General features: G+C 47.1%; 11 protein-coding genes, 1 pseudogene and 1 CRISPR repeat array. Of the genes and pseudogenes, 9 read left to right on the top strand and 3 right to left on the bottom strand.

Features of this window, described 5'->3' with window-relative positions:
• Positions 1–85: 85 nt before the first annotated feature.
• Complete coding sequence (locus tag KQJ23_RS05765; protein ID WP_216477737.1) at positions 86–841, bottom strand: DeoR/GlpR family DNA-binding transcription regulator; 756 nt, start codon at positions 839–841, stop codon at positions 86–88.
• Positions 842–1356: 515 nt separating this feature from the next.
• Here KQJ23_RS05765 and KQJ23_RS05760 point away from each other — a divergent pair.
• The 8 genes and pseudogenes from KQJ23_RS05760 to KQJ23_RS05725 all read left to right on the top strand — a co-directional run.
• Positions 1357–1578 (top strand): annotated as a pseudogene (locus KQJ23_RS05760) (iron-containing alcohol dehydrogenase); the annotation flags it as partial.
• Positions 1579–1618: 40 nt separating this feature from the next.
• Entirely contained in the window at positions 1619–3082 is a 1464-nt protein-coding gene (gene rhaB, locus KQJ23_RS05755) for a rhamnulokinase (protein WP_216477736.1), read from the top strand.
• A 46-nt stretch (positions 3083–3128) separates the two neighbouring features.
• A complete protein-coding gene (gene rhaA, locus KQJ23_RS05750) occupies positions 3129–4385 on the top strand; it encodes an L-rhamnose isomerase (protein WP_216477735.1) in 1257 nt (418 codons plus the stop codon).
• A gap of 123 nt (positions 4386–4508) precedes the next feature.
• The gene (rhaD, locus tag KQJ23_RS05745) at positions 4509–5351 is read left to right on the top strand and encodes a rhamnulose-1-phosphate aldolase (protein WP_216477734.1); all 843 of its coding nucleotides are present in this window, start codon (positions 4509–4511) and stop codon (positions 5349–5351) included.
• Between the two features lie 181 nt (positions 5352–5532).
• Positions 5533–7290, top strand: coding sequence for a glycoside hydrolase family 35 protein (locus KQJ23_RS05740; RefSeq protein WP_216477733.1), 1758 nt, complete (start codon positions 5533–5535; stop codon positions 7288–7290).
• A complete protein-coding gene (locus KQJ23_RS05735) occupies positions 7287–7793 on the top strand; it encodes an AAA family ATPase (RefSeq protein WP_216477732.1) in 507 nt (168 codons plus the stop codon). Before KQJ23_RS05740 ends, KQJ23_RS05735 begins: the two co-directional genes overlap by 4 nt.
• A gap of 510 nt (positions 7794–8303) precedes the next feature.
• Positions 8304–8599: direct repeats of the CRISPR family, unit length 32 nt; unit sequence GTCGCTCCTTACGCAGGAGCGTGGATTGAAAT.
• A gap of 450 nt (positions 8600–9049) precedes the next feature.
• Positions 9050–9508, top strand: a complete 459-nt coding sequence (locus tag KQJ23_RS05730) for an OsmC family protein (RefSeq protein ID WP_216477731.1) — start codon at positions 9050–9052, stop codon at positions 9506–9508.
• Positions 9501–10196: a copper amine oxidase N-terminal domain-containing protein gene (locus tag KQJ23_RS05725; protein ID WP_216477730.1), complete on the top strand. Its 696-nt coding sequence runs from the start codon at positions 9501–9503 to the stop codon at positions 10194–10196. The genes KQJ23_RS05730 and KQJ23_RS05725 overlap by 8 nt, the downstream gene beginning before the upstream one ends.
• A 317-nt stretch (positions 10197–10513) precedes the next feature.
• On the opposite strand, the gene KQJ23_RS05720 is transcribed toward KQJ23_RS05725, so the two are convergent.
• On the bottom strand, positions 10514–11692 hold the full coding sequence (locus KQJ23_RS05720) for a glycoside hydrolase family 88/105 protein (protein ID WP_216477729.1): 1179 nt from the start codon (positions 11690–11692) through the stop codon (positions 10514–10516).
• A gap of 147 nt (positions 11693–11839) precedes the next feature.
• Between KQJ23_RS05720 and KQJ23_RS05715 the strand changes: the two genes are divergently transcribed.
• Positions 11840–12682: an AraC family transcriptional regulator gene (locus tag KQJ23_RS05715; protein WP_346779351.1), complete on the top strand. Its 843-nt coding sequence runs from the start codon at positions 11840–11842 to the stop codon at positions 12680–12682.
• Here KQJ23_RS05715 and KQJ23_RS05710 read toward each other — a convergent pair.
• The gene (locus KQJ23_RS05710) at positions 12664–13443 is read right to left on the bottom strand and encodes a helix-turn-helix transcriptional regulator (protein ID WP_249529530.1); all 780 of its coding nucleotides are present in this window, start codon (positions 13441–13443) and stop codon (positions 12664–12666) included. The two genes, KQJ23_RS05715 and KQJ23_RS05710, sit on opposite strands and share 19 nt — an antisense overlap.
• Positions 13444–13680 lie beyond the last annotated feature (237 nt).

The following is a 13680-nucleotide window of genomic DNA, read 5'->3' as shown; positions in this document are numbered from 1 at the left end:
ATGATATAATCTGTCTGTCTTATGGGGATTTTTTCATGCTATCAAGGTCATCTCAAATGTCAGCTCAATAGAAGGGAACTCAGCCTCAGTATATCAACTCAATATTAAGCTCCGCCAATCTGCGCATCCAAGGCTCAGACGGCGCCTGATCTGTAACCAGATAATCAACCCGCTCCAATTCGCTCAGCACGGTAAAGGCAACTTTATCGAACTTGGTATGATCGGCGAGGAGGATGACCTTGTCACATTGCTTGACCATGTATTTTTTCAACTCGCATTCAGGCTCGTTGGATTCGGTAATGCCTTTGTCCAGGTCAATGCCCTTGCAGCTGATGATCGCCTTATCCACGTTGTATCTTTGGAGAGTGTGATGAGCCACCGGACCGACCAGGGACAAGGAGCGCGGTCTCAGGTTGCCGCCAGTGGAGACGATATTCATTTCTGATCCGGAGAAATCATTCAAAATATGTACGGAATTCGTGATCACGGTCAGGTTGTTCTTATTGGTTAGCAGCTTTAGCAATTCAAATGAGGTGGAGCTTGGATCCACCATCAAGGTATCGCCTTCATTGATTAAATCCATCGCTTTGATGGCGATGTTCTGCTTGATATCGGTATTCATGATATTGCGGGCGGTAAACGGGAGATCTTCATTCGTATGCCGGTTCAGCATGGCGCCTCCGTAAGTCCGGCTTACGATGCCTTCCTTTTCCAGCTTCTCAAGATCACGCCGGATCGTCTCTTCGGTGACCTCAAACATGCGGCTGAGAACCGATACCAGCACTCTCTTTTCCTGATGGGCCAAATCTATAATTTTCTTTCGTCTTTCGGCAGCTAACATAATTCTTCCTTTCTGCGAAACCGCAATGGAGGAGGGGGGGATACAAGCCCTTCCTAGTTAAGTATGGAATAATAATTCTGTGTTTGCAACAAAAACAAAGGTTTTTTCTATATAAGTTGAATCATTGCATTTTACGTTTTGAGGGCAACGTGTGAAGTGTGCCTACGATCGCTGTTGTTCGCGGATTTCTCTAATTGAACTAAGATATTATAAGGTAGAAATCCACTCGTAAAGGCGAACGCTTACGAGCTTATGCTTCCGAAGCAGCTTTCCTGCAGAAAGCTCTCACTACGGCACACTTCACACTTATGCCCTTCCTACGTAGTTTTTATAGTTCAACTTATATAGTATTTCAATTCAAAAATGTCACGAAACAAATAAAAACAACATTACTATTCTTTATTTCGTTGACAACAAAGATTAACGTAGATAGGATATAAGATATAAACACAGAGAAACGGGCAGGATGGCGAAATTATTGCTTCGTTAAATTGATAATGGAGGCTGGCCAAATCATGAGTACGTATGTCTATTACGTTCCGCCGGTTAATCTGATGGGGAAGGGCTGTCTGAAGGATACCGGGACATACATTCAGGAATTGGATTTGAAAAAAACACTGGTTGTGACCGATAAGTTTCTAGTTCAAAGCGGAATTGCAGGCAAAGTAACTGCTGTGCTTGATGCCATCGGCCTGGATTATGCGCTGTATGATGATGTTAAGCCAAATCCTACCTGTCATTGCGATGTTCAAAAAAATCATCTAGGAGATTGTTTCTATGACCCATCATATTGCCGTTGATATCGGCGCCTCCAGCGGGAGACTGGTGCTGGGAACGCTTCAAGACGGGAAAATCAAATTGAAAGAGATCCATCGCTTCGCCAACGGGTTCCTGGAGCGGGACGGCTCCTGCTTCTGGGATATCGATTATCTGTTTGGTGAGATCATCACCGGACTTGTAAAGGCAAAGGCGGAGGGAATCGGGCAATGCACGCTGGGGATTGATACCTGGGCCGTGGATTATGTGCTGCTGGATCAAGCCGGTAACCGGATTCAGGAGGTCTACGCTTATCGGGACCGCCGGACCGAGCATGCCATGCAGCGTCTGGCGGCGCTCATCCCGCCTGAGGCTGTCTATGGCAAGACGGGTATTCAGCAATTGAACTTTAATACCCTGTATCAGTTATTCGTGCATGACCGTGAAGAACTGTCCCGTGCGGACAGCATCCTGATGGTGCCGGATTATCTATACTACCTGTTGACTGGAAAAAAAGGGAACGAAACGACCAATGCTTCGACGATGCAGCTGTTGAATCTGGATACGCGTGATTTCGATACCGAGCTGTTGGAACTGCTTGGCTTGCGCAAGGAGCAGTTTCCGGGATTAATTGAACCAGGGACTGAGCTCGGCTCGCTTTGCCCGGAGCTCATGGAGCAGTACGATCTACCGGAGTGCCGGGCCATCGTTACGGCAACACATGATACCGCCTCGGCAGTGCTCGGCATTCCGGCAGCCAAGGGGCGTCATGCCGCCTACCTCAGCAGCGGAACCTGGTCATTGCTTGGGGTTGAGCTGACGCAGCCCCTGAATGATGCCAAAGCGATGGCCGCGAATTATACGAATGAATGGGGAGCGTATGGCACATTCCGCTTCCTGAAGAATATTATGGGCCTTTGGCTGATTCAGGAGGTTCGCAGGCTGGACGGCAATCGATACAACTTTGCGGAGTTAGCCGATCTGGCTGCGGAGGCGGAGCCTTTTCGGAGCTTGATTCCGTGCAATCATGATAGATTCCTTAACCCGGAGCATATGATTAAGGAAATTCAGAAGGCCTGCGAGCAGTATGGAGAGCCGGTTCCGGAGAGTATCGGGCAAGCAGCCCGCTGCATATTTGACAGCTTGGCATTGTCGTACCGCAGTTATTTGGAGGAACTGGAGCAGTTGACCGGTAGATCGATGGATATCCTCCAGATCGTTGGCGGGGGAGCGAACAATGAATTGCTGTGTCAGCTTACCGCGAATGTGCTGGGACGGGACGTCTCGGCGGGACCTACCGAGTCGACAGCGCTCGGAAATCTGGCTGTTCAGATGATCAGTAGCGGTGTACTGCCGGATATTAAGGAAGCGCGAGAAGTGATTATGAACTCATTTGATATTAAATATTACAAGCCGGAGCCAATTCAAGATTTGGGACGGATCGTCGATCGCTGGAAAAAGGTGGACCAGGCAGCAGATAGTTGAAGCTGAAGCACAGAACAATTGGGATAGAAGGAAGGGGACTAGCGACATGAATCAAAGCGTAGTCAACAGCTATAACGAAGCGAAGAAGTTGTATGAATCCCACGGCGTTGATGTAGATCAGGTCTTAAAACAACTAGCGGAGATTAAAATCTCTCTCCACTGCTGGCAAGGGGACGATGTTCGAGGATTCCTGTTCCGTGATAAGGAGCTTAGCGGCGGTATTGCAGTCACAGGCAGCTATCCGGGGCGTGTAAGCACTCCGCAAGAGCTGCGCGAGGATCTGGAGAAGGCGTTGTCCCTTATTCCCGGCAAGCACAAGGTCAACCTGCATGCCATCTACGCAGATACGGATGAGCAGGTGGATCTGGATGAGCTGGAGCCGCGCCACTTCCAGAAATGGGTGGATTGGGCGAAGGAACAGGGTCTGGGTCTTGATTTTAACCCGACTTATTTCTCCCACCCGAATGCGGCAGACGGTTTTACCTTGAGTCATGCGAACGATGAGATCCGGGAATTCTGGATTCGTCATGGCAAGGCTTCCCGCAAAATTGCCGAGCATTTCGGTCGGGAGCTGGGTCAGACCTGCTTCACGAATTTCTGGGTACCGGATGGCTACAAGGATACGCCGGTGGACCGTCTGGCCCCAAGACAAAGGCTGGCGGCCTCGCTGGATGAGATTTTCGGCGAACCGATTGATGAGCAGTTCAATGTGGATGGCGTGGAGAGCAAGCTGTTCGGCATCGGCTCGGAGAGCTATGTTGTGGGCTCACATGAGTTTTATATGGGATACGGAATATCGCGCGGCAAGGCCATCACACTGGATGCGGGGCACTTCCATCCGACCGAGGTGATCAGCAACAAGCTGTCGTCGATTCTGATGTTCAGCAAGCATTTGCTGCTGCATGTCAGCCGTCCGGTTCGCTGGGACAGCGACCATGTGGTCACCATGGATGATGAATTGCTGGAAATTGCTCGTGAACTCGTTCGTGGAGATTTACTGTCGAAGACAAGTCTGGGTCTCGATTTCTTTGACGGGAGCATTAATCATTTGGCAGCCTGGGTAATCGGAACGAGAAACACAATCAAGGCGCTGCTGCGTGCGATGCTGGAGCCGGTGGAGGAACTGCGGAAGATTGAACTGTCAGGCGACTATACCTCCCGCTTGGCTTTGGTTGAAGAATTCAAATCCTATCCGTTCGGAGCCGTATGGGATTACTACTGTGCTTCGCAAGGCGTGCCTGTCAGGGAGCAATGGCTCAACGAGGTAAAGCGGCACGAACAGGAAGTATTGCTGAAGAGATAAATGAGCTATTAATGCGAGTTCAAAAAGTCAGCTTTTCAGCACCGAGAAGGTTGCGAGAATCCGGAAAAAGATGACTTTTTGAACAACCTCTATTATCCATTATCTAAGGAGAGAGAAGAAATCATGACAACATCTCTGATTGAAATGTCAGGATACATTGGAAGCACAGAAGCTCCTTTTATTCAGGAAATGACCGAGATTACTCATCATATGTGGACCCTGGGCTGGGATGAGCTGAACGGCGGCAATATCAGCTATTTACTGGATAAAGAGGAAGTATCCAAGTACATTGATATTCATAGCTCCCCGCGTTCTCTGGATCTTGCTTTCCCGGTAAAGGAATTGGCCGGCAAATACTTTATCGTCACCGGATCGGGCAAGTATTTCAGAAACGTAATCAAGGACCCGGAAGCCAACCTTGGCGTGGTGCGTGTATCTGCGAGCGGAGAGCAAGTGGAAATTTTGTGGGGCCTGCGCAATGGCGCAAGACCAACCAGTGAGCTGGCTTCTCACTTTATGAGCCATATCGAGCGTTTGAAGGTAGACCCCAAGCATCGTATTGTGATGCATACTCATGCTACGAATCTCATTGCCATGACCTTTACTCATGAGTTGGATGAACGGAAGTTCACCAAGACACTGTGGCAGATGTGTACCGAATGTCTTGTGGTCTTCCCGGAAGGCGTTAGCATCCTGCCTTGGATGGTTCCGGGCAGTAATGAGATCGGGCGGGAAACAGCCAAGAAAATGAAGGATTACCGCATTGTCATCTGGCCGCATCACGGCATCTTTGGCACAGGCGCTACCATGGACGAAACCTTCGGCTTGATCGAGACCGTAGAGAAGGCCGCAACCGTCTACAACCTGATCGGCGGAAGAGAAATCAAGCAAGTAATTACCGATTCGGAACTGGCCGATTTGGCGAAGGCGTTCGGTGTGAAGCCGAAGGACGGGGTTTTGGGGTAGGGAGTTTAGAGTGAAAAAACTGGAGAACTATTCTCCAGTTTTTTAAATGCTATAAAGCAACTGGTTGCATTGCTATAGGCCGCTTTGCTCGTACAGAATCGTATACAGAATGAACAGCGTACAGCCCAAGAATGTGATAAAGTATAAGGGATTTCCAGTACGCTTGAAGGGATCGTGGCCTATGTCGAAGCAGCATTCATTTACGATTGAAGATCAGTTCTACTTGGATGGTAAGCCGTTAAAGATTATTTCCGGGGCTATTCACTATTTCCGTGTTGTTCCGGAGTATTGGCAGGACCGATTGGAGAAACTCCAGGCCCTTGGGTGTAACACTGTAGAAACCTATATTCCATGGAATATGCATGAGCCGCAGGAGGGCGAATATTGCTTCTCTGGCATGTATGATGTCAGGAAGTTTATCCTGACGGCTCAGAAGCTGGGGCTGTATGTGATACTCAGACCGTCCCCATATATCTGTGCTGAGTGGGAATTTGGGGGGCTTCCTTTTTGGCTGCTGAAGGATGGCGATATGAAGCTCCGTTTCAACTATCCGCCATATTTGGCGAAGATCGACCGCTATTACAAGCGCTTGTTCGAAGAATTTAACGATCTGCAAATTGATCAAGGCGGGCCCATCGTAATGATGCAGGTCGAAAATGAGTACGGCAGCTATGCTAACGATAAGCAATATATGCACTCATTGGTGGACTTGATGAGAAAGCATGGGGTAACCGTCCCCTTGGTGACTTCTGATGGTCCATGGCATGACATGCTCGATAACGGCTCTGTTCAGGATGCGGCACTGCCGACCATTAACTGTGGTTCGGATGTGAAAGAGCATTTCGTGCGACTGAAGCAATTCCACGGGGAAGACCGGCCGCTGATGGTCATGGAGTTCTGGATCGGGTGGTTCGATGCGTGGGGAGATGAGCAACATCATACTCGGGAGGCGCAGAGTGCGGCTGCAGAACTGGATGATATTTTAAAAGAGGGCAGCGTGAACATCTACATGTTCCATGGGGGAACGAATTTTGGCTTTACGAGCGGTGCCAATTATTATGACAAGCTTTCGCCGGACACGACTTCGTATGATTATGATGCCCTTCTGACGGAATGGGGTGATTTTACCCCGAAATATGAGGCCTTTAGGCAGGTAATTGCCCGCTATACCGAGGTGCCGGAGGTGCAATTCTCGACCCTGATTAACAAGAAGGCTTACGGAGAGGTTGCTGTTCAACAGAAGGTTTCCCTGTTCTCTATTGCAGACAAGCTGGCAAAGGTTGTGGAATCTCCATATCCCTTGACGATGGAGGCTCTGAATCAGCCTACCGGATATGTTCTGTATCAGACGAATTTGGGCAAACAAAGACGTATTGAGGATTTTCGCTTGATTCAATGTGCTGACCGGGCCCAAGTATTTATCAACGATAAGCTGATGTTCACTAAATATGACCAGCATATGGAGGATAAAGAGCTCTTTGATCTACCTGATCCGCAAAATGAACTGAAGGTTCTGGTCGAAAACATGGGCAGAATCAATTACTCTGTCAAGATGAATACGCAGCATAAGGGCATTAAGGGAGGGGTGATCGTCAACGGCGCCTTCCAAAGCGGCTGGCGACATTACGCATTGCCTTTGGATAATCTGGAGATGGTGGATTTCAGCAAAGAGTATGTGAGCGGAACCCCAGCCTTTTATCGCTTTGAGCTGGAAGTGGATGAGGCAGGCGATACGTTCCTGGACTTTACGGGCTGGGGCAAGGGGGTAGCCTGGATCAACGGCTTTAATCTGGGACGGTACTGGGAGATTGGCCCGCAAAGAAGATTGTATATCCCCGGACCTTTATTGAAGACGGGTGCGAATGAGGTTATTCTGTTTGAAACGGAAGGGAAGGCTGGAGACAGTATCCGCTTTGAGGATTCAGCGCAATTAGGATGAAGCACATTTATTTAATTGGCGGAACAATGGGAGTGGGCAAGACCGCTACCTGTCAGATTATGAAGACTAATCTGAAAAACAGTGTATTTCTGGATGGCGACTGGTGCTGGGATATGCATCCTTTTCAGGTGACAGAGGAAACAAAGCATATGGTGATGGACAATATCTGCTATATGCTGAATAACTTTATTAAGTGCTCTACCTATGAGAACATCGTGTTCTGCTGGGTGATGCATCAACAGTCCATTATTGATGAGATTATTTCGCATCTTGAAGCCGATGACTGTAAGATTCATTCCATCTCTTTAATGTGCAGTGAACAGGCATTGCGCTCCCGTCTGAGTAAGGACGTGGATGCAGGGATTCGGACGGAGGACATCATTGCCAGAAGCGTAGGACGTATTCCCCTTTACGAGGAACTGAATACACTTAAAGTAGATGTGTCGAGCACTAGTCCTTGTCAAGCAGCAGACCTGATCATTCGAAGCTGCGAATTCCATTAACTCACGGGAATAGAAATTGTAAGATCCCATCAGCCAAGCGGGTGAAAGGTTGCAGCCTGTTTGTCTGGAGGGAGGGGATTCTGTGGTAGGAGATTAGTGTAAGTTTGAAATCAATGGTGACAAGTAAAAAAGTATTCCAATTAGGAAAAATCATGAGTGGCTTCCGGGAAAATTCGGAAGCCTTTGTTGGTATGGTACAATGTATCTGAATTAGATATTAGTAGAATTACATTTATTCATAATAAAGAGGCATAAGATAGATTTCATCCGCACTATAAAGTTTAATCGGGCATTTAGAAACCAAAGCATTAAGTATCAAAACATTAAGCACCAATACATAATAGTGCGAACCCCAAGCGAACATGAAATCCCAGGGGGATTCGCACCTCGCGGCTGACGCGGGATTTCGGGATTTTGCTAACATATTTTGGTATTTCCCAAGCCTTGAAAAAGGGATTCGCACTAAAACGCTTGCAAACCCTTGCTGCACAAGGGCTGAAATCGCCCGGAGTCGCTCCTTACGCAGGAGCGTGGATTGAAATCTCGATTTGACTGTACCTAATCGCACCTTTAAGCGTCGCTCCTTACGCAGGAGCGTGGATTGAAATATTTAAATTACTCTCGATTTCTTATGTTTTCGTGGTCGCTCCTTACGCAGGAGCGTGGATTGAAATGCTCCATAGATGATTTGCTCCGGATTTATGAAGAGTCGCTCCTTACGCAGGAGCGTGGATTGAAATTATGGTTGAGACTATGAAAAAACATTTTGTCGGTGTCGCTCCTTACGCAGGAGCGTGGATTGAAATCTTCAAAGCCAGCAGGTGCTTCTAGAGCATCTTAAGTCGCTCCTTACGCAGGAGCGTGGTTGTTACGTGCACTCACAAGCTCCCACGTCGCTCCTTACGCAGGAGCGTGGATTGAAATCAGAAGGCGAATAATGAAACGCCGAAGGGATTAATGTCGCTCCTTACGCAGGAGCGTGGATTAAAATATCTGCGGTAGCTCCATTATTTTTGTAAGGGCATAAATTGAATTCTGTCTATTGTATCATTTGAGCACCAAGTAGAGGGGATCACTGTACTGGGATATAAATAAAAAAGAGTTCCTTGTCGTATAAATGGAGGGACCTAGTGCTGGGAAGGAGAGCTCCTCTTTTTGCCTTGTTGCAGAATTCTCCTTGCAGGAGCGCTATGTTATGATGGGAGAATAACTATAGACGGCTTCTAAGCTGGAGAAGAGCGAAAGGAATGAGTGTAATGAAGCATCCTTTTCATCTGAAAGCAGTATGGAATGGTGGACGTAACAGTGAAGGCTATATAGATGCAGGCGGTTTAAAAACGGTGATATCGATTCCGCAGGAGATGGGCGGTCCGGGGACAGGCACAAACCCTGACGAAATGCTGCTGGGAGCGGCGTCGACCTGTTATCTGATCACTCTGGCAGCGATGCTGGAGCGTGCAGATATTACACCCCAGGAACTGACGCTAGAGTCTGAGGCGACAGTCGATGTAACGAATAATATTTTTACGTACGAACGGATCATTCATAGACCACGAATCGTACTCAGAGAAGAGTCGACCGAAGCTGAATTTTTAAAAACAGAGCGGCTCGCACATTTGGCCGAACAGTCCTGCATGATCTCCAGAGCCGTAGCAGGGAATGTATCCATAGAAACACAGCCTAGTATTGTAAAGGAGTCGGCTAATTGTGAATAGAAAGTTAGTTTTCATAAGTTTTCTTAGTACATTTTTAGTATTATGTCTATCCATTACGGTCTTTGCGGCCACTGCCGGATACTCTTTAAGGGTAAACGGGGCTGATATTAAAGGAGAAGCTAAAGTCATTGATGGAGTAACCTATGTGCCATTACGTACAGTTATTGAAGGATTAGGCGGATCATACCACGTCATGCCTGAATCGAATACAATCAGTATTTTGAGAAGAGACATAAGCATGTACGGCGGGTTTGATGAGTCAAATCCATTACTTTACGGTTCAAAAGCATATTTTGAAATAAATGAAAATTTTGATAAATTCATTGGTTCTGTTATCATCGAAGAAACCAGCACAGGAAAGGATGCTTTGAAAGTCCTTCAGGATAAAAAAGAACCTGCTCCAAACGGTTATACCTATGTTCTTGTAAAAGTGAATCTTGAAATCTTAGCATCTGAAAAACCTGGGGCAACGCTGTCAATAAATAATTATAGATTTCTGTATATTGACCCGGTAACTCAAAAGAGAACTCCTTCTTTTATGTTCTCCCAATATTCGCCTAGCGTAGCAGAAGGAAAATCATTTAACGGCTGGGTTGGATTTATGATTCCTGAAGATCATCAATCTGGAATGATAGTTTTATCAAGTCCAAATGATCGTCAGAATGCTTTATGGATGAAATTACAGTGACATCTTGAAAAATTAATGATCCGGGTGATCTTTCTATAGTTGCAACGATTGGTAGAGTGGGAGTTCATTCAAAATAACTTGAAACCGAACAAGCCGCTTAAGATCTTATGTTGAATCCCAATTCAAGACGTAACATTTTTCCTTTTGTCCAGCTTGCTGTATTGCGAGAAAAGTGGTTCGCTGATGAGGTTCCGAACCAATGGCGCAATGGTCCTTTTGGGCACCATTTTGTACAAGATGCTACTACGTGACTGACATATGTATCTATAGCAAAAGCCCAATCATTTATGAGAGGGCTTTTCTTGTATGAAGATTGGTTATTTTCTATTTGCCAGATCCGGAACACCCAGAAAGGCTTCCTCATTCCCCACTCGAGCCTGACTCATCTCAACACACATCAACACAAAAGCCCCAACCCCATGCAGGTCGTTCTCACTGGTAGGGCGGGCGATATAGTGCGCATAGTTCCCAATGCCGGTGCCGATGCAGATTTGGCCGATCACAAGTTGGCCATGCTCATCAAAGGTCAGGGTATCAATCACACCTTGATATCCTTTCCACGCGTACTCCATATAATCAGGACTTAGAAATCCAAGTCTTACTGCTTTGGCGATGGCTTGAGCAAAAAGAGAGGTGCAAGAGTTCTCTAACCAATTATCAGCGAGATGTCCCTTGTCGACAACCTGATACCAGCGCCCGGTGGCGGGGTCCTGATATTTTACGACGGCTTTAAGCAGACTTTGCAGCATCTCAATTAAGTTGTTCCGATCCTTATGATCCACTGGGAAATGCTCCAGCATTTCAAGCAGGGCGACAGGAACCCAGCCAATCGAGCGTCCCCAGAACTCCGGGGCCAGACCCGTCTCGGGATCAGCCCATACCGCAGCTTTGGTCTCGTCCCAGCCATGATAGAGCAGGCCGGTAACGGGGTCTTTGGTGTGCTTCTCCAACAAAAGCGCTTGTGCGGCGATCATGTCAAAGAATTCGTCCTTGCCGAATGTTTTGGCATACAGAGTTGCAATCGGCCCGCCCATATATAAGCCATCCAGCCACATTTGATTCGGATAGTGATCTTTATGCCAGAACCCGCCTGAAGGATTGGTCTTCCATGACTCAAAGTGCGACACGAGTTCGTCCAGTGCCTTTTTGTATCGGTCATCCCCGGTTTGCTCAAGTAAATTAAAAAGGAGCACCCCAGGCTGTATATCATCCAGCTCCGTAGAATTGTACTTTCTGATACTGCCATCCGCCCGGATATTACTGTCGACCCAGCTCTTGATGTAATGAAAATAGGCAGGGTTTTGAGTGATTTCCCAGCACTTCTCCATCCCTGACAGAAATACGCCCTGATGATAATGAAAACGGTCGGGAGGAAGCTGCTCAGGCTTAAACTTGTTCATTAGCGCTTCACATCCCAGCTCCGCCCACTCGATTGGAGAGCGCTGCACGGTATCTGATGGGTTCAAAGACGACGTACGGTTCCCGTAATTGTTCATCTGCATCTGACCTCCTTGGAATTGAACCCATCATAGCACAGGAAAATACACATTTTTTGCGATAATCATTAGAAACCTCTTATATCTTGCGTGAATTTGAGCGGTAAATTATGATGGGGAAAAGGGTTGGAATAGAAGGCAGGCGGGATGATGGAAGAGATCAATTATGTGAATGCACAAACCACCTTCTCGGTCTCTTACCGGAAGGCGAGAAGCCATCATATGAAGATTAATCATTTACACAGCAGCTATGAATTCTTCTACTTAATGTCTGGCCAGCGAAGGTTCTTTATTAAGGACCGGACCATGATTGTAGATGAAGGGCATATCATCATGATCGGTCCGAATGTGGTGCACCGGACCACGGATGCGCACACATCAGAATATGAGAGACTGGTAGTCAACATCCACAGTGAGGAATTGGCTTGGGCCGAAGGAGTATCCCCGGACCTCATCAATCAACTGCTTGACCATGAATATCTGATTCTAAAATGCCCTCCGCAAACGGCGATGCTGATTGAGGAGCTGTCACGCAGCATCATTAAGGAAATTCGGGAACGTAATCATGGATTTGAGCTGTATGCTCAAACTCTTGTTTTCCAGATGCTCATCCTTTGCAGCAGACATCTGTTGAACAGCAGCGTAGATTCCACGGAAGTCCAAAATCCGGCGGCATATGAGCGAATATTTGAAGTAGTCAGGTTTATGAACAGCCATTACATGCAGGACATGTCACTCTCCTTGGTGGCGGAGAAATTTTATATCAGTCCCTATTATTTGAGCCGCTTCTTTAAAGAAGCGACAGGCTTTACTTTTATAGAATATTTGAACCATGTGCGAGTGAAGGAAGCGAAGCAGTTGCTCGAAAGCTCCTCCATGAAGGTGAATCTGATCGCTAGAAAAGTCGGTTTTGGCAGTATCACTCACTTTGGACGGGTATTTAAGCAGGTAACAGGACAGGCGCCGCTGTATTATCGGAAGAAGGGATGATGGGACTCCCGATAAGCTCTGGGCGTCAGTCCGGTCAGTCTTTTAAACATTTTCCCGAAGTGAGAAAAGTTATCGAAGCCGGCTAGCTCAGACACATGGGTAATGCTGTGGTCCGTGTCACGAAGCAGTCGCTCGGCTTCCTTTATGCGGGTGAGGTTCACGTATTCGGCGAAGCCAAAACCAGTGACCTGCTTGAACATTCTGCTCAAGTAGCTCTTACTGATGAAAAAACGGCGAGATAGCTCCTCCAGCTTAAGCGGTTCTCCAAAGTGAAGATTGATATATCGCACGATGTCGGAAATTTTGCGCTGAACCGAGGAGGATTCCTGCTTCGGCAGCGACTCTCGCTTCAGGAGGCTGCGTGCCGTATACAGCAATAATTCATCTGCTATTTGAGAAATGCGTAAGCGATATCCGGGGTGCTGCTCATTCAATTCTGTGAGCAGGGTATGAAACAGGGCTTCGACCTGAAGCTGCTCCTGAAGGTTAAGTCTCAACAGCGGAAATTCCTGTAGAAAAGGGGATAGAAGCAGGTCTCTTTCCGCTGCAGGCAGAACGTCGAAATAGGACGGTGCGAAGTAAAGTACGATTCGTTCATGGTTTGGCGTTCCTGAGTCGGAGGTCTTGTGAACGGCATTTGACTCAATCAATACAAGATCGCCTGACTGTACCTGGTAGACATCATCTTTGATAAAATAGTTACGCTGTCCGTTGAATAAATAGTAGAGCTCATATTCTCTGTGGTAATGATCTGTTGCCATGGAATAATGGCCCCTTCTTCGATCAAATTCCAGATAGAAGGGGTCGTTTTTATGTCCAAATCGAAGAATGTCAGGAAAATGAGAAGGTTTCATGAAAGCACTCCTTAATTGAGCGGTTACTTCCTTTATCATATGACAATAAAAGCGGGTTATCAAAGAAAAACAGCTTTAAAAGCGGAGAAAACCATCCTTTATTGTGTTAACTTACGAATGAAGGAATAAACTCAAAAGGAGCTG

It is taken from the genome of Paenibacillus brevis, from assembly GCF_018919145.1.
Lineage (GTDB): Bacteria > Bacillota > Bacilli > Paenibacillales > Paenibacillaceae > Fontibacillus > Fontibacillus brevis.
This window is presented reverse-complemented; position numbering and strand designations above follow the sequence as displayed.